The organism is Paenibacillus oryzisoli, assembly GCF_050467285.1.
GTDB lineage: Bacteria > Bacillota > Bacilli > Paenibacillales > NBRC-103111 > Paenibacillus_E > Paenibacillus_E oryzisoli_A.
In genome coordinates, this window is sequence record NZ_JBCMUN010000001.1 from 522,939 (window position 1) to 541,172 (window position 18,234).

The 18,234-nt window shown below is 55.7% G+C and carries 11 protein-coding genes; all 11 read left to right on the top strand.

What is annotated here, in order from left to right; translation table 11 throughout:
• The first annotated feature begins 288 nt into the window (after window positions 1-288).
• The 11 genes from ABE504_RS02070 (at window position 289) to ABE504_RS02120 (ending at window position 18,202) form a co-directional block, all read left to right on the top strand.
• Window positions 289-1,278: an ABC transporter permease gene (locus tag ABE504_RS02070; RefSeq protein WP_430083770.1), complete on the top strand. Its 990-nt coding sequence runs from the start codon at window positions 289-291 to the stop codon at window positions 1,276-1,278.
• Window positions 1,279-1,305: 27 nt separating this feature from the next.
• Entirely contained in the window at window positions 1,306-2,205 is a 900-nt protein-coding gene (locus ABE504_RS02075) for a carbohydrate ABC transporter permease (protein ID WP_430083773.1), read from the top strand.
• 84 nt (window positions 2,206-2,289) lie between these two features.
• Window positions 2,290-3,936, top strand: a complete 1,647-nt coding sequence (locus ABE504_RS02080) for an extracellular solute-binding protein (RefSeq protein ID WP_430083776.1) — start codon at window positions 2,290-2,292, stop codon at window positions 3,934-3,936.
• Window positions 3,937-4,013: 77 nt separating this feature from the next.
• Entirely contained in the window at window positions 4,014-7,070 is a 3,057-nt protein-coding gene (locus ABE504_RS02085) for a glycoside hydrolase family 2 protein (RefSeq protein ID WP_430083779.1), read from the top strand.
• A 13-nt stretch (window positions 7,071-7,083) separates the two neighbouring features.
• The gene (locus tag ABE504_RS02090; RefSeq protein ID WP_430083782.1) at window positions 7,084-7,863 is read left to right on the top strand and encodes an SDR family NAD(P)-dependent oxidoreductase; all 780 of its coding nucleotides are present in this window, start codon (window positions 7,084-7,086) and stop codon (window positions 7,861-7,863) included.
• A gap of 34 nt (window positions 7,864-7,897) precedes the next feature.
• A complete protein-coding gene (locus ABE504_RS02095) occupies window positions 7,898-8,806 on the top strand; it encodes a dihydrodipicolinate synthase family protein (RefSeq protein WP_430083785.1) in 909 nt (302 codons plus the stop codon).
• A 7-nt stretch (window positions 8,807-8,813) separates the two neighbouring features.
• Complete coding sequence (locus ABE504_RS02100; RefSeq protein WP_430083788.1) at window positions 8,814-10,250, top strand: aldehyde dehydrogenase family protein; 1,437 nt, start codon at window positions 8,814-8,816, stop codon at window positions 10,248-10,250.
• A 13-nt stretch (window positions 10,251-10,263) separates the two neighbouring features.
• Window positions 10,264-11,427 carry a mandelate racemase/muconate lactonizing enzyme family protein gene (locus ABE504_RS02105; protein WP_430083791.1) on the top strand — a complete coding sequence of 388 codons (1,164 nt, stop codon included), beginning with the start codon at window positions 10,264-10,266 and terminating at the stop codon, window positions 11,425-11,427.
• Window positions 11,428-11,485: 58 nt separating this feature from the next.
• A complete protein-coding gene (locus ABE504_RS02110; protein WP_430083794.1) occupies window positions 11,486-13,756 on the top strand; it encodes a glycosyl hydrolase family 95 catalytic domain-containing protein in 2,271 nt (756 codons plus the stop codon).
• Window positions 13,753-15,414 (top strand): hypothetical protein, encoded by a 1,662-nt coding sequence (locus tag ABE504_RS02115; protein ID WP_430083797.1) that lies wholly within the window; start codon window positions 13,753-13,755, stop codon window positions 15,412-15,414. The genes ABE504_RS02110 and ABE504_RS02115 overlap by 4 nt, the downstream gene beginning before the upstream one ends.
• Before the next feature lie 37 nt (window positions 15,415-15,451).
• Window positions 15,452-18,202, top strand: coding sequence for a hypothetical protein (locus ABE504_RS02120; RefSeq protein WP_430083800.1), 2,751 nt, complete (start codon window positions 15,452-15,454; stop codon window positions 18,200-18,202).
• The last annotated feature ends 32 nt before the right edge of the window (window positions 18,203-18,234 follow it).

Consider the following 18,234-nt stretch of genomic DNA (forward strand, 5'->3'; position numbering starts at 1 on the left):
TCCTGGATAGAGGTTTTCTTATTTCGGAAAGAAAAGAGCGTGAAAAAACTATTGTTCCTTGCATTCAGAAGGCTATGCACAACGCACCCGTGCAAAACCTTATGCAGAACCCAAATCCCTTGCCTTACAAGGGATTCAGGCAAATAATCGCATTGAATGGGTGTGAAAAAAGAACTGTTCCTTTACGAATTGCACTTTGTTGCCGTACATTCAATTTGAATAAAGCGTTTACAAAAACGATGCCACTGAATACGGTTTCAATTACTTGAAGGGCTGGTGAAACGAACCATGGATGCAAGCCAAAATTCCGTCCTCATGAGCGCGACAGCAAAGCGGGCGAAAGCCGAAAGCGGACTTTGGTATAGAATCAAACAGCAGAAGGTGTTGCTGCTGCTGTTGTTACCGGGTCTTATTTACTTCTTTATCTTTTCGTATGTACCGATGTACGGCATTCTGGTCGCGTTTAAAAAGTTTCGCATGCAGGCGGGACATCCGTTCTGGAGCTCGGTGTTTACAGCACCGTGGGCCGGGCCGTTCGGTCTCGACTATTTTAAAACCTTCGTTAATGGCCCCTACTTCTGGATGCTGCTTAAGAACACGTTCCTGCTTGGATGTTATTCCATTCTATTCGGCTTTCCGGTACCGATCATCTTCGCGCTTTTGTTGAATGAGCTGCGTAACCGCTACTATAAGGGCCTTGTGCAAACGGTCAGTTATCTGCCGTACTTCCTGTCCATTGTCGCTGTTGTCGGGATGATGAAGCTTATGCTAGCCCCTGATTCCGGAATTGTGAATGTGCTGCTGATGAAACTAGGCTTGCAGCAGATTTACTTCTTCGGACTGCCGGGATGGTTCCGCACCTTGTTCGTTGGGTCGCACATTTGGAAAGATCTCGGGATGGGAGCGGTCATCTATCTGGCAGCTTTGTCCAAGGTCGATCCAGAGCAATACGAATCCGCTGTTCTCGACGGGGCTACTCGGATCAAGCAGATGTGGCACATTACACTTCCCGCCATTAAACCTGTGGTGGTCATCACGCTGATTCTCGGATTGTCGCATGTGGTGAGCGTCGGTGCCGAGAAGATTATCCTCATGTACTCGCCGCTTACGTACGATACGGCTGATGTTTTCTCGACGTTTGTATATCGCCAGGGATTGGTCAACATGGATTTCAGCTTCGGAGCGGCGGTCGACTTGTTCAATTCCGCCATCAACGTCATTTTCCTGGTCAGCTCTAATTATCTTGCGCGAAAGATTTCAGGGGAAAGCCTCTGGTAACGCTGTTTGTGTGAAAGGAGAGTTACGATGATTAAAGATACATCGCTGAGCTCGAGAGTGCTCGATGCCGTCATTCATATCGTTATGGTGATTGTCATCGTCGCGACGCTTTTGCCCGTGCTTAATGTTTTTGCGGTATCGTTTAGCAGCCCGGACAACATTGCAAGCGGGAAGGTCTTTCTGCTTCCGAAGGGCCTTAATTTAAGCGCTTACTATACCATTCTTTTTGAGGATGTTCATATTCCAAAATCGTTCTTGAATTCGGTGTTTATTACGGTTGTGGGGACGATCTTCAACGTAGCCCTAACGACGATCACAGCTTACTCTTTATCCAAAAAGTACCTTGTATTCCGTGGATTTTTTACGACCTACGTGGTTATTCCGATGTTTTTCGGAGGCGGCATCATTCCGCTTTTTCTCGTAGTGAAGACGTTTGGCCTAGTCGGCTCCTATTCCGCGCTGATCATTCCGTATTTGATCAGTCCATGGTGGCTTATCATCATGATCTCCTTCTTCCGCACCTTTCCGGCTGAATTGGAGGAAGCCGCCAAAATCGACGGCTGCAGCGACTTTGGCGCGCTGATCCGGATCGTTCTGCCCTTGTCTACCGCTGCCGTCGCAACCATTGCTTTGTTCTATGCCGTCTCTTATTGGAATTCCTTCTTCCCGGCCCTCATGTTCCTGAATGATTACGCGAAGTATCCGCTGCAGTTGCTTCTGAGAGATATCGTCCTGCAGAATACACTTGCGGATCAGCTTGCATCGCAGGGGAATGCGGCGCTTGCGAACGACCTTCAAACGAGTCTGACCCCGCAGAGCGTGCAGTACGCGACACTGGTCGTCTCCATCGTTCCAATGCTGATCGTCTATCCGTTCATTCAGAAATATTTCGTAAAAGGCGTGATGATCGGCTCCCTGAAAGGTTAAGGGAAGCCGGCGAAAGAAACCATAAATTTCGTCTGGGAGGGATGCCTTGGACACTGCTCGAAATAGGGATTGCTGGAAAAAGGGATGTCAAATGGAATTCAAATTACGCAAAGAGAGGCGAATGTGAGTATGGGCAAGAAAAAATGGGCAACATCAGGCACTTTGACGGCACTTTCAATGGCGGTTGTTCTGTCCGCATGTTCTTCGCAATCCAATCCGGTATCGAACGATTCGTCGTCAGCGCCTTCTTCAGCAAGTTCGTCTGCCGACCCGAACAATATGGACAAAACCGTATCGCTTACGGTCGTCAGCCAGACCAAATACGCACCGAACTCCGTGCCGAACGAATACACCAAGCAGACCGAGCAGAAGTTCAATATGAAATGGGACTACCAGGCTATCCCATTGTCCGCAGGTATGGATAAGTACAACGTTATGTTCGCGTCCGGCGACTATCCGGAATTTATTCCGAACATGAACCAGTGGAACGCCGTTCGCAAATGGGCGGCGGCAGGCTATCTGCTGCCGATCGGCGATTACTTTGACAAGATGCCGAATTACCGCAAGCTCTATACCGACGATCAGTGGAAAATGCTTAAGGACTTCACCAGCGTTAATGGAAAAATGTATATGGTTCCATTCATCACGACGACGTTTGATCCGATGACTTTCATTTACCGGAAGGACGCCTTTGACAAAGCGGGAATCACTTCTTTCCCCAAGACGACCGACGAGTTGACCGCTGCATTGCAGAAACTGAAAGAGACCAACCCGAGCTTCATTGGGCTCGCGGTTCGGGGAGGCTCCGGGAATACCGGCATCCGGAACCTGTTGATCAGCTTCGACAACACGTTCCGGATCCCGCCTGACTTCAACGGTTCGAACGGCTGGTACGGCTTCTGGCACGATCCCGATTATAACAATCAGATGGTGTTCGCTCCGGCGACCGACAAGCAGCGCGCCATGCTTAGTTATTTGGCAAAGCTGTATAAGGCAGGTCTCATTCAGAAGGACTTCGCGACAGCGACGGAGGACCAATTCAACCAGAATCGGAAAAACGGCAAGGATCTGATCGACTTCCAATACGTCAGCCACGTTGTCAGCCTGGAGAAGGCGGACAGCACGCAGGATTGGGATTATGCGAAGGCGTTCGTGAAGGACACGGCTTTCGGTAAAAATCCCGTCATGTTCAAAGGGCCGGACTTTGCGTTGTTCGGTTCCATTCTCAGCAACAAATTGGCCGACCAGCCGGATAAACTAAACCGTCTGCTGAAATATATCGATTGGTCGTCAACACCGGAAGGCGAGCTGTTCAACCAAATGGGCGTCGAAGGCCTCTCCTACGAGATGAAGGATGGATTGCCGACGTACAAAGGCGATCTTGACCGCAAGAAAGTGCTGGAGCAATTTGGCTTCGACTACTATATCACCAAGAATGACGACGCACAGAAGACCGACCCGGCCTTCAAGATCGATCAAGAAGCCGCTCCGATCTTCCAGTCAATGGAGACAATGTATGCCCAAGCCGCCAATATGAATGACGATGATTCCAGCACCGTCAATACGATTATGACTGGCGTTTGGAACGAAGTGTACCAATTTGCGACTAAAGCGATCATGGGACTTGTGAATGTCAATGACGATCAGGTTTGGAAGGAGCACCTGGCCAATCTGAATAAAGTGGGGCTCGATAAGGCGCAAGCCATCTACGACAAAGCGATGAAGCAGTAATGATTCGTAAGCAACAGACTGGACCCGCTCCTAAGGGGCGGGTGCTTTCTTCCTTCCGTTGAACAGGAGGTAATGGCGTGGCTGATCAAGCAGATAAACAACTTGTAAGGGATCCGTTCGCCGAGATCGCGCTGCGGGAACACCCGCTGGCGGGAGACGGCCTCGAGGCGGCAGCTCCGCGCGAGTGGGAGAAACGCATGTTTGCTTTGGGAACGGAAGCGGCTGCGCGTCTTCCTAAGCCGACTTACGACATGCAATTAGAGGAGTATGAGCTGGAACTGGAAAGACTTCGGGCGTATTACCGTCCGTACCTGCGTCGGCTGACACCTGCTGCTGGATTTGCCCGTCCCCGGCAAGAGCTCAAAGCTTTCGACTTCCGGTACGAGGATCAGCAGGACAGGGAATTCGGCAGCGTGCTTGCCGGCTTGGGCGAGTGGGAGCATGTAACGGTGCCTGACTTCCGCGGACCTACCAAAGAGAACGGCCGCTGGACCGGCTACTACCGAACCGCCTTCAAGAGCTCGCGCCCGGCGGCCGGCAAGCGGGTGTTTGTCGTATTTAAAGGCGTCGATTACAAGGCGGTCGTGTATGTCAACGGCAAATGTGTTGGCAGCCACGAGGGGCTGTTCGCACCGTTTGAATGTGATATCACCTCCGTGCTTCAAGAGGAGAACGTGCTGGTCGTAGAGGTGCACAACGACTATCCGATGATGGGTGTGAACGGTTCAAGGCTGGACGGCGACAAGATGTATGCGGCGACCGGACCTGGCTGGGATGAGCCGATCCAAGGCTGGCATCATTGTCCGCCCGGCGCCGGCATTTATAACCGCGTGTTTGTGGAGGAGCGCGCCGAGCTGTTCGTTCAAGACATTTTCGTAAGAACGAATCCGGACGAAGCGATGTTCGAGGCATGGGTGGACGTCATGAACGCGACCAACGGGCTGATCGAGCATGCGGAGCTGCGGCTTGAAGTCCATGCGGATAATTTTGAGGGAGAGGGGCTTTCCGAGATTCGCTTTCCCGTCGCTTATGCCGGGCCGGGTTTGAACAATTACCGGTATAAGATTGCTTTTCCGCAATTTAAAAGCTGGGAACTGAACGAGCCTCGCCTGTATACGCTGCGGGTCTCCGTGTTTCGAGGAGAGGAGCGCGAAGACGTGCACGACCGCTGCTTTGGAATGCGTTCGTTCCGCATGGACGAATCGACGGAGCCGAAGGGATCACTCTTTTTCAATAACCGGCCCATTATTCTACGGGGTGCCAATGAGATGGGGCATCTTCAGCTGTGTGTGATGAATGATGACTATGACCAGCTGGTGGATGACATTCTGATCGCGAAGCTGGCGAATTTGAACTTTTACCGAGTGACGCAGCGCCCGGTTCAGGAAGAAATCTACGATTGCATGGACCGGTTGGGGATGCTGAATCAATGCGATCTTCCAGCTTTCGGTTTTATTAGACGGAGTCAATTTTACGAAGCGGTGCGCCAAACGGCAGAGATGGAGCGGCTCGTGCGCAGCCACCCTTGCGTCATCATGGTTTCGCTGATCAACGAACCGTCCCGTCCAGCCAAGCGGGGCAAGGGGCATCGTCACCTATTCCGGGATGAGATGGAGGCTTTTTTCACGGCAGCCCGTCAAGCGATCTACATCGAGAATCCTGACCGCGTCGTCAAAAATGCGGATGGCGATTATGACCCGCCGACCGCGGAGGGGCTGTCCGATTTTCATTGCTATACGATGTGGTATACGAATCATATGATCCCCTTCGGGGAGCTGTACAAAGGAGGGTTGCCTCCGATCAAGGCGGGCTGGAAAACCGGGTGCGGCGAGTACGGTTCCGAAGGGCTTGACCGGCTTGAGCTCATGCAGGCGCGATATCCACGGGAATGGCTGCCGCAAAAGCTCGGCGATACCTGGATGCCGAACGCCATTGTGGACGCCCAGTCTTATGCGCTGCATGGGGATTGGTACCCGGAGCTATCCTGCATCGAAGATTGGATTCGCGACAGTCAGCGGTATCAAGCCTTCGTAACGAAGCTGATGACGGATACGCTCCGCAGACGCTCCGACCGCATCGTGCAATCTGCGATTCATCTGCTGATCGACGCGTGGCCGTCGGGCTGGATGAAGTCGCTGGTCGGCGTCGATCGCGTGCCGAAGCCTGCCTATTTTGCCTATGCACAGAGTCTTGAGCCGATTCGGGTACATGTGCGGGGAGATCGCTGGCGCGCGTATGCGGGCGAGGTTGTCGAGCTGGAGGCATGGCTGCTCAATGATACATCGACAGCGTATAACGGCTGCAGCATCATCGTCACACTGCGGGACGAGAAAGCGGATTACGCTTCGTTCGCGATTGAGGCTCAAGTGAAAGGCGTATCTTCCTGCTATTCGGGAACGGTGACGCTGGTTATGCCGGAGGTAGAAGGAAGGCATACCGTTTACGCGGAGGCGTGCCTGATCGATGCCTCCGGGTGTATTCTTAACGGAGAACGGTTCGAAATCGAAGTTTTCGCGAGAACAGACGTCGCCGTCACGAGCGGCCGCATCGCTTATATCGGTGAGAAGGCGGAGAAGCTCTGTTCCGCGCTCGAATTGTCGGGGGCGAGCTTTTCACCTGAAAGCCCCTTCGACACGATCATCGTATCCTCCTGTGAACGGTTTCGGGTACATGAGATAGAGGTGAGACAGCGAGTGGAAGCGGGGGCGACGGCAGTCTTCCTCTCTGACGAGACTGGACACCGGCAATGGAGAATCGGCGATGTGATCGTGCATGAGGAGCCCATTGGCGCGCTGTTTACACTGGCGCGAGACGGTTCCGAACCCCTCTTAAGCGAGACGAAGCCGGCGGATTTCAGCTATTTCTATAACAGGATGACGGATCGAATTGATCCGTTGACCGGTTGTGGCTGGCGTTCGGAGAGATTGACGCCGCTGCTGTATACGTATGAGAGGCCGCCGCATGGACAGCCGCCGACACCGGTCGGCAAGCCGAAGCTTGCGGTTGTCGGTTCGCGGATGCTTGGCGAGGGCAGCCTCGTATTCATCGGGCTGGAGCTGGAAGGCCGGATTGGCTGCAACCCTCCGCTTGACCGGCTTCTCGCTTCTCTCGCAGCCAAGAACCAGATCGATTGAAGGAGACAGAGAGATGGGACATGGAAGATTGAAGAAGAAGACCGCTGTCGTGACGGGCGGAGCGTCCGGCATTGGTATGGCAATCGCTCTTCGTTTTGGCAGGGAGGGAGCGAACGTTATCGTGAACGATGTGAGCGACAGCGGGGAAGACATTGCGAAGGAGATTATCCAGTCGGGCGGTTCGGCGATGTTCTTCAAGGCCGATTTGCGCCGCCGGGAGGAAGCGGCCGCTTTGATGCAGGCCGCATACGAACGATTCGGCTCCCTGCATATTCTGGTTAACAATGCAGGTGTTTCCGGTGGAAAGTCGGTCGTAGCAGCCGAGGATAAAGATTGGGAGCGGATCATGGATATCAACATGAAAGGCTCTTGGTACTGCAGCAAGTTTGCCATTCCGTTCATGATCGAAAGCGGCGGCGGCAGCGTGGTGAACATCGCGTCCACGCATGCTTACCGTACGCAGCAGGATCATTTTCCTTACCAATCGTCGAAGGCCGGCATGATTGCGATGGCGTATGGCATTTGCGTTGATTTTGGCAGCAAGAACATTCGGGCCAACAGCATATGTCCGGGCTTTGTCGAGACACCGCTGGCGGAGGAGCATATGCGGCAGTTTCCGAACCGCGAGGAGAAGGCGAAGGCGATGCTGGCGACGTACCCGCTCGGCCGATTCGGTCAGCCGGAGGATGTGGCGGCTGCGGCCGTGTTCCTCGCCTCGGATGACGCCGCTTATATTTCCGGGACGACTTTGGTCGTCGACGGCGGTCGCTCCGCGCTCCAGAGAGCGGAATAAAAAATCGATGCGAAGATGAGAGGGATCAGCATTCATGTACCAAGCGTTCATGGAAAGTCTTAAGGGCATAAACGCCATTCCGGTTACACCGTTCGATGCGGAGGGCAGGATTGATTATCCCGTGTTCGCCGAAGTGCTCGAGCATTTGATCGCAAGCGGGATACAAACGATTTATCCATGCGGCAACACCGGAGAATTTTATTCGCTCACGCAGGAAGAAGCCAGGGAATCCGTTTCTTTCGCTGTCCGTCACATTGGAGGCAGGGCGAAGGTGATTGCGGGCGTCGGCTACGATGCGCAGACCGCGGGTGAGCTGGCCCGTCATGCAGAGCAGGCGGGGGCGGACGGCATTATGGTCCATCAGCCGGTTCATCCGTTCATGCTGGACCGCGGCCTTGTTGCTTACTATCAGTCGGTCGCCCGGTCCACCCGGCTGCCGCTCATCCTGTACGTTCGCAGCGAAAATCTGACGGCAGAAGCCCTTCGCGAGGCAAGCGGAGAGCCGAATATTGTCGGCGTGAAATATGCGGTTAACCATCTGCCTTCGTTTGCCAAAGCCGTCCGTTTGATCGGAGACGATCTCGTATGGATTTGCGGAACCGCCGAAATGTGGGCGCCTTTCTTTTATGCGGCGGGAGCCGTCGGATTCACGTCCGGTATGGTCAACGTCGATGCGAAGAGGTCGCAGCGCATGCTGGAGGCACTGAATGCGGGCAATTATGAAGAGGCCATGGCACTCTGGGACGACATGCGGCCGTTCGAGGAGCTGCGCGAGGCGAATCGCAGCGGCAATAACGTCAGCGTAGTCAAGGAAGCGATGGCGCAACTGGGCCGGCTGAACGTCTATGTTCGCCCGCCGATTGCGGAACTGCTTCCCAGCGAGAAGAAGCGGGTAAGCGAAATTTTGGCAAGCTGGGGTTTGCTGAATCAGGGAACGGAGTGAGATACGAATGAAACGCACGTTGAACTATATAGGCGGAGATTGGTGTGAACCGGAATCCGGAGAATGGACTGCCAATGACAACCCCGCACGTCCCGGAGAAACGGTTGGGCTCGTTGCGCGTTCGACGGAGGGGGATGTGAAACGGGCCGTGGATGCCGCTGCGGAAGCCTTCGCTTCCTGGCGGGATTTGCCCGGCGCGAAGCGGGGAAAGGTGCTGGATGCGGCTGCGCGTTTGCTTGAAGAACGTGCAGATGCTATTGCGGAAATCATGACTCGGGAAATGGGTAAAACGTTCGCTGAAGCGCGGGGCGAGGTGCTGCGGGGCTCGGCTATCCTGAAATTTTATGGGGGTGAAGGCGAGCGGGCGAATGGAGACCACATCCCGCCTGCCGACGGCAAGTCGCTTCTCTATACGAGAAGAATCCCTCTTGGGGTGGTAGGTCTCATTACACCGTGGAATTTTCCGGTTGCGATCCCGGTGTGGAAGCTGGCGCCGGCGCTTGCCTACGGCAACACGGTCGTGCTCAAGCCGGCCGGCAACGCCTCTGTGACCGCCGGGCTTTTGGTCGAAGCGCTTGTCGATGCCGGCGTACCGGCAGGGGTTCTGAACCTCGTTCACGGTTCGGGCAGCGTGACGGGCAATGCGCTGCTTGAGCATCCTCGGCTGGCAGCCGTCAGCTTCACAGGCTCGAACGCGGTCGGGAAGGAGATTGCGCTTAAGGCTTCCTCACGCGGTATCAAGTACCAGCTTGAGATGGGCGGGAAGAACGCCGTTATCGTCATGGAGGACGCCGACCTTGATCAAGCGGCCGAGCTCGTCGTTTCCGGCTCGATGAAGAGCACCGGGCAGAAATGTACGGCGACAAGCAAGGTGATTGTGATGCGCTCTATCGCGGGGACTTTCACCGAAAAGCTGCTGGAGCGGCTTCGCAGGATTCGAGTAGGGGACGGGATGGACCCGGAAACGTATTTCGGTCCGGTCGCTACCCCAAGCGCGCAGTTATCCGTCTTGGCGCATATTCGAAAAGCCCAGGACGAAGGCGCCAAGCTGCTTCTGGGAGGCGGCACGGCTAACCGGGACGGCTGCTTCGTCGAGCCGACGCTGTTTGCTGGCGTAACGCCGGCAATGTCAATCGCGCGGGAGGAAATTTTCGGTCCGGTACTCGCCTTAATGGAGGCGGACAGCTTGGAAGCGGCCATCTCGATGGCGAACGACACAGAGTTCGGTTTAAGCGCAGCTATTTTCACAAACAGCCTATCCAACACGATGGCGTTCGTTTCGCGCATCGAAGCCGGCATGGTGAAAGTCAACGCCGAGACGGCCGGCGTAGAGTACCAGGCGCCGTTCGGCGGCCTGAAGCAATCCAGCTCGAACTCCCGGGAACAAGGGCGGGCGGCTATGGATTTTTTTACCCATATTCAGACGATTTCGCTGTCGATCTAAGGAGTGGATAGAGATGAAGATTACAGACCTGCTGCTCTATGTTGTGAGCATTCCCCGCCATACCGGGTTCGTGTGTCAGCATGCCATCGTGCGAATCTTGACCGACGAGGGGGTCGTCGGCATCGGAGAAATGTCCGACTTCTCGCATTTGCCGAAATACTCGGTGGACGTCCGCGACTTACAAGCGACGCTTAAAGCTCAGCTTGTCGGTCGTAATCCGCTCGACATGGTCGGCATTAACCGGGAAATGGCCGAGATGTTCCCCGAGACGATGTATTACTACGAAAAAGGCACCTTCATCCGCTGCGGAATCGATATCGCTTTGCACGATCTGGCTGGCAAAGCGCTCGGCGTCAACATCAGTACGCTGCTCGGCGGCCGTGTGCGGGATAAGCTGAAGGTGTGTTATCCGATTTTTCGATCTCGGACGATCGAGGAAGTGGACGCCAATGTGGATGTCGTTCGCCAGCGTTTGGCGCAAGGCTTTGACGTGTTCCGGCTGTATGCGGGGGTTAATCCCGACGCCGACGAGGCGTTCCTTGATAGGGTCCGGCAGGAATTCGGCAGCCTCGTGACGATCAAATCGCTTGATTACAGCCACCTGCTGGACTGGAAAAGCGCGCTGCGCATCACGAAGCGTCTTGCTCCCTATGGCGTGCAGCTTGTGGAAAGCCCTGCCTATCGCAACGACTTCGAGGGGCTTCGGCATTTTCGGATGGCGGTCGATCTGCCTGTCAGCGAACACGTGTGGAGCTTCAAGCAGCTGCAGGATATGATCCGATACGACTCGGTCGACATTTTCAACATCGCACTTATTTTTATCGGCGGTTTCCAAGCGGCGCGCAAGGCAGCGGCGGCGGCGGAAGTGTCCGGCAAAGGCGTGCTGATCGGAACGACCCAGGAGCTGTCGTTCGGAACGGCGGCACAGGCGATTTTCGGGGCAAGTCTGACGAATCTAAACGCAATTTCCGACCCGACGGGACCGGAGCTTTACATCGACGATGTAACGACGGAGCCGGTTCGCTACGAGAACGGTTATCTGCTTGTGCCGGATGCCGATAGACCGGGGCTCGGCATGGACATCGACTGGGAGAAGGTAGAGCGGCTTCGGGTTGACGGTTTTAGTTGGGGAGCGCAGAAGGTGGCGAATCTGCAGGATCGTACGAGCGGCTCGTAGCGGTCCTGCAAGAACATGTGTAAGTAGAATCAATTCGGAATAGCGAGGAGCTGGAAACGTGAAAGCCATACCGATCAAGCCGGCTTATACCATTCCTTGGACGTTGGAAACAAGCTTCTGTCACGACGGAATTCCGTTGTCGAACGGGGTGTTCGGCGCGCTTGTCTGGTTTGAGGGAGAAACCGTCATGCTGACAATTAACCGTGCGGATTTCTGGGACCACCGGGGTGGAATGATTTGGCAGGAAGCGTGCACCTATGAGCGTTTGAAATCGTTTTTGCAGGGGGGAGATTTTGAGGCGGCCCGACAGCTTTATACGACGATGATGATGAACGGCAAAGAAAAAAGGCCCGCCCGGCTTGCGATGGGACGATACGAGGTGAAGCTGAAGCCTGGCGTTTCGATTGTTTCCGCGGAGCTTCGGCTGAAGGAGGCGGAAGCGGTTCTCCGCTGCCGCACGAGCGAAGGGGAACGGTTTATACGGCTCAGTGTGCCCATTGACAGCCCGACGCTTGCCGTTTCCTGCGATGCCGAGGTGATTGCGTCTGTGGAAGCGAAGCCCTCCTACTCCTTCGAGAAAGTGAAAGCGTATTGGAATGATTTCGAAATCCCCGCACCTCGACGGATTCGGGGTGGGTGGGTGCAGGAACTGCCGGAGGATCCGGCGTGCGCCGTCATGTCGGAACATACCGACAGCAGGTTGTGGATCGCTGCCGAATATGGGAGCTCGGTGGAGGCGGCCGTTCAAGCCGCTTATTCGCGGATACGCGAAGCTGGGCACCTAGACTACGACGCAGCGCTCGCCTCGACGAGAATGCACTGGCACGCCCTCTGGGAGCAAGCGGCCGACATCTCGCTGCCTGACCGGGAGATCGAGAACATGTACTATCTGGGACTCTACCGCATGCTGGGGAATTCAATGCCGGGCCGCATCGCTCCGACGCTGCAAGGCCCGTGGGCCGAGGATTACCGGAACCCGCCGTGGAGCTGCGACTATCATTTCAACATTAATGTTCAGGAATGCTTGTGGCCGGCGTACGGTGCGAATTTGCTGGACAGTCTGAAGCCTTTGTTCAAAATGGTTGACAGCTGGAAGCCGACGCTTGCGCTCAACGCGAAGCGCTTCGTCGGTATCGACGACGGCTACATGCTCGGGCATTCGGTCGACGACCGCGGCCGGCCGGTAGGCGGCATGTGGACTGGCACGATCGACCAGGCCAACACCTCTTGGGTGGCGCAAATGATGTGGCAATATGCCGAGTACGCCGGGGACGAACAATTTCTGTTGGAAGACGTGTATCCGTTCATGAAAAAAGCATTGAATGTGTTCTTCGCCATGATGGAACGGGATGGAGACGCGTACGCTTTGCCGGTGTCGGTTTCGCCGGAATACGGCGGCTCGAGTCCGGAGGGGCTCGGGCGTAACTCTACCTTTTTCTTGGTGAACGTACACTTCCTTTGCGACAAGCTGCTGAAGCTGGAGGAGCGCTACGGGCTCGATGCGGAGTATGCCGCGTTTGTCGCCGACATTCGTGCAAAGCTGCCCGCGTATACCGCAGGTCCTCGGCAATTCCAGGAATTCGACCGCAAGCCCGGTCTCGAGCTTTACCTGTGGGAGGGACAGCCGCTTGAAGTTTCTCATCGGCACCATTCCCATCTGGCGGGCATTTATCCGTTCGACACGCTGGACATGTCGGACCCGGAGGAAGCGGCTATCGTCTTGAATTCCTACAAATCGTGGGTGGATAAAGGGATGGGCCGCTGGGCCGGATGGTCGATGCCGTGGGCGTCCATGATCCACAATCGCTTGGGGAAGCCGGATATGGCGCTTCTATCGCTGAAGTTATTGAAAGAAGTATTTATGATGCCGAGCTATGCCAGCCAGCATAATGGGACCTACGAGGGCTTCACGCAATTCGCGGGCCGGGAAACGATGCAGATCGAGGCTTGCATCGCAGCGTCGGCGGCCGTTCTTGAAATGTTCGTGCAGTGCGTGAGAGGGAAAATCCGGGTATTCACGGGAGTCCCCGCACGGTTTAAGGATGCCTCGTTCTCGGGCGTTCGGGCGGAAGGAGCTTTTCTTCTTTCGGGTAAGAAGGAGAACGGCAAGGTGATTTCGGTGACGGTGTACAGTGAGCAAAGGAATGTACTCCGTCTATTCCATCCGTTTGAGGGCGAAGCAACGGTGCTTCGGGACGGGCGAAGGGCGGTTGTGTCTGCGGCAGGCGGCGTCATCGAGCTCGGGCTGCGTGCCGGGGAAACCGTTTCATTCGAACCGGCAAGCGCAGCCGAAGCCGTTACGTATGAAATAGGGGGTCTTGAACAATGACGAAAGAGCGGCAGTCCATGCAGCCAAAGCTTGGGATACAAGGGCCTGTGCTGGCCTGGCAGGATCCGTGGGCGGGGGATAGCTCAGATGAGATCATGCGAACCGGTACAGGGATGATTTATTTGTCGCAGGATCCTCCCCCGACCGGGAAACGATTTGTAGAAGCGCTTCAAGGCTTGGGGGCGGAATTTTACGTGCACCATATGATGCCAGGTCTTGAGGGACATTCGGAGATGCTCCAGGATATGGTGCGCAGCGGGATGGATGTGTGCTTGGGCAACGAGTACGGCAATATTAACGGGCCTTGGGTGGAAGGAACCAACCGCTGGGACGTACCTGACGAAGCGATTGTAGAGGCCGCTCGAAGCGGCAGGCTGATCGGCCTGCTGTACGACGAACCGGAGCATCTGCAAATCAATGCCGGACAATATCGCAAGGACGGCTGGCACCCGCATTGGGGGGCGACAGATGGCCTTTCACTGGAGGCGTCGTATCAGCATCTGGTGGCGTCGGTATCAGCGCGAACGGACCATGTTCGGAAGCTTGCAGAGAAGCACAGTTTGAATCCGGCCCAGTTTCCGCTCGTGTCGGAGCACGTTTTTCCGGTTATGTTTCACGCCAAAGCCCGCGCCGGCATGGACATTTGCCCGAAAATCATGAAGGAATCGTTCCAGGCGCTTCAGCTCGGAACGGCCCTCGGCGCCGCCAAGCAATACGGCCGTTCGATGTGGATATGCGCCGACCTTTGGGGACCGGATATCGGCCGCTGGTTCACGCGGACGTCGGGCTTCCCGGGACATTCGCCGGAGGAATTCGAATCGGCTTTGCGGATGGGCTATTTGATGGGACCGTCCCATCTGTTCGTCGAGAACGTCGATGTGCTGCTCCATCATAAGGGCAACAGCTTTGCGAAAACGGCCTACGGCGACGTTTGGGAGCGGTTCGTCAAGGACTTCGTGCCGAACCATCCGCTAGGCTGGACTCATCATGAAGCGAGCCCGGATATCGTCCTCATTCATTCGGAAGACAGCAACTACGGGCAGAACGCCCGGCTTTACGGGAACCGCGAGCTGGAGCCGGCCGAATCGACGAAAAGCATTTTCGCAGCATGGCATTTGCTCAGTCAAGGTTCTATCCCGGCGCACGGCAGCTGTATGCACATTCCGGGATACACCTTCCCCCGGCATGAATTGAAGCAGCGGGTGACGCCGGAAGGGTATCCGCTTCCATCAGGGTGCGCGGAGCTTCCGCAAACGTCCATGCATACGCTGTTCGACCCCGTCAACAACGTCGTCGTCTTCGATGAACACGTGCGGGATGATCAACTGGGCAGCCCTAAGCTGATCATCGCTGCAGGCTCCCGCCTGTCCGGGGATACATTGAACACACTGCAACGCAGAGCGGAACAAGGCACCGTCGTGATCATCGCGGAGTGGCTTGCTCCGGCCGGCATGAAGGAAAGCCGCCGGTTTCCCGGAGGAGGCGTATGGCTTGTCACCAACGATTTCTTGAGTGATGACGCACGGGAAACGGCCGCCCCTTATCTCGGAACGGGCGATTGCTGGAAACAGCGCTTCGGCGATGCGGAAGTCCGGTTCTATAAAGCCGATCCGACAGGCTGCACACTGCATGCGGAAATATCCGGATTGCTTAAGTAAAAAATACATTGCGTATACCGCCAGGAGGAGAAAAACCATGCAAAACCAGAAGGAAATCGTGTATATCGGTGTGCAGGAAGATGCCTCAAACAGACTTCTGCACGGTTTAACGCTTTTGCAAACCAGCCTGGAATCTTGCGGCTACGAGGTTAAGTGCGCGGGCAGGGATGTCTGGACCGCAGCGGCTTACCGCAATACGAAAGGGCTTAAGATCTTTGTCGGCAACCGGGAAGAATCGGATTTTATCCGTACATTGGAGGAGCAGGAAGTGCTCCTTTATCACAGTATGTCTCCCGGCAAAGAAGGCTTTTATCTCGCGACGCTGCCGGGCGGTTTGATAGTCGTGTCCGGCGGTAACGACACCGGCGCGCTGTATGGCGCGCAGGAACTGGCACGGCGAATCCGAAAGGCGGGGCGGGTACCGGAGCTTGTGGCAGTTGGCGAAACGCCGGCGTTCGTGCTGCGCGGACCAGTGCTCGGTCTCCAGAAGACGTTGATTGAGCCGCCGCGTAGAACGTATGAGTATCCGATTACACCGGACCGCTTTCCGTGGTTTTATGACAAACAAATGTGGCAGGAATATCTGGATATGCTTCTCGAACAGCGCAGCAACGTCGTCTACATCTGGACCGGCCACCCGTTCGCTTCGCTCGTCAAGCTGAAAGACTATCCGGAAGCGCTTGAGGTGACGGAAGAAGAATACCTGCAGAATGTTGAGATCTTCCACTGGCTTACGGCGGAGGCCGACAAACGCGGGATCTGGGTGGTGCTTAACTTCTACAACATCCATATTCCGCTGCCGTTCGCCGAAAAGCATGGACTGGAGCTGCACCAGCCGAAGCCTCTGCCGATTACGGCGGATTATACGCGCAAATCGATCGCTGAATTCGTGCGTTCCTTCCCGAATGTCGGCATTATGCTCTGTCTCGGCGAGGCTCTGCACGGCAGCGTGTACGGGATGGAATGGTTTACCGAAACGATTATCGCCGGGATGAAGGAAGGGCTTGCGGATCTGAAGGTGAAAGAGCTGCCTCCGATCATTTTGCGTGCGCACGCCGTTAAGGCGGAGCCGATCGTAGAGAAGGCGCTGCCGCTTTACCCGAACCTCTATACGGAAGCCAAATATAACGGTGAATCGCTCACCACATGGACGCCGAGAGGCGGCTGGGTGCAAACGCACAATAACTTGAGCTCGATGCAATCCGTTCACATCGTCAACATTCATATTCTGGCTAATTTGGAGCCGTTCCGCTATGGAGCGCCGGCCTTTATTCAGAAGAGCATGCAGGCTGCCAAACATCGGCAGCAGGCGAACGGCTTGCACGTGTATCCGTTGTTTTATTGGGATTGGCCCTACACGGCAGATAAGGTATCCCCGAGACTGCGCCAAGTCGAACGCGACTGGATCTGGTACGCAGCTTGGGCCAGATACGCTTGGAATCCGGATCGCGATCAGGAGACAGAGCGCAGTTACTGGGCCGAGGAGCTTGCGAGCCGCTTCGGCTCACAGGAAGCGGGCGCCGCGCTTCTGGAGGCGTATGATGCATTCGGCGAATGCGCACCGCGTCTTCTCCGCCGGTTCGGCATCACCGAGGGCAACCGGCAGACGCTGTCGCTCGGGATGACGATGAGCCAATTGACGAATCCCGACCGGTACTCTCCGTACAAAGCGCTTTGGGAGGATCATGCTCCGCAAGGAGAGCGCCTCGAGCTGTATGCGGAGCGGGAGGCGAACGGCGAGCCGCATATCGGCGAGACGCCGCTCGACGTCGTCGAAGCGGCGGAGATGTTCGCTGACCTGGCCGCGGAAGCGATCGAGCGGGCTCGGCCGCACGTGACGAGCAACCCGGAGGAATTCGAGCGCATCGCAACCGACATCCAAGCGATTCGTTATATGGTTCGCTTTTACGGAGCTAAGGTGCGTGCAGCGGTTCAGGTGCTGCTCTACAAGCAAGCTGCGAAGGGAGATTACCTGACTCGGCTTGAGGTGTTGGAGAAAGGCTTGCCTTATTTGCAGGAGAGCGTGGAGTGGTACCGGAAATTGACCGCCCTCACGGAAAAAACGTACATGTACGCCAACAGCATGCTGACGGCGCATCGAAAAATTCCTTTTCCGGATGGAGAAAAATATTGCCACTGGAGGGATTGCCTGCCGCTTTACGAGGAGGAACTGCAGAACTTCAAGGCGCGCGTTCAAGATTTGAAAGAGGGAAGGCTGCCGCTGGCTGTGGGCAGCGAGGAGAAGATCACGCCTTATCGTGCCGCGCCGTTCATCCTGCATTCCACGGATGCCGAAACGTATGTCTTCCGCAAGGACAGCTTTCTTTTCACGGACGGCGAAGTGTTCGCGCATAGCTATGCGGAGGAGCTGGAGGGCTTGACCGGGATCCGGTTCAGCCGTGAGGAGGCGGCTAATCGCGGGGTGATCGTCGATTTCGAGCTGGCCGAACCGGCCCGTGTACTCGTCGGTTATTTCCAATCCCCCGAAGCCCAATGGCTGCAAGTCCCGACACTGGACGAAAACACCCATGCCGATGCTCGAGGCGGTCTCGCGCCGGTTTTGCGAAAGGGCGTAAAGCCGGCTTTCTACCCGAGCGCGAATGTGCATGCGTTTCTGTACGAACCCGGACGGCACTCGCTGAATCTGGGCAAGGGGGCTTTTGCGATCGTCGGCGTCATCTCGGCGAACCAGAAGCTGGTCGAGCGCGATGTATCTCCGCTAAGCGAAAGTGCAAGCTCCCTGGATTGGCTGTATGCGGAGCATCAGGCTTTGACGAACGCAAATTAATCGGATGAACGTTATATGGGATCTGAAAGACC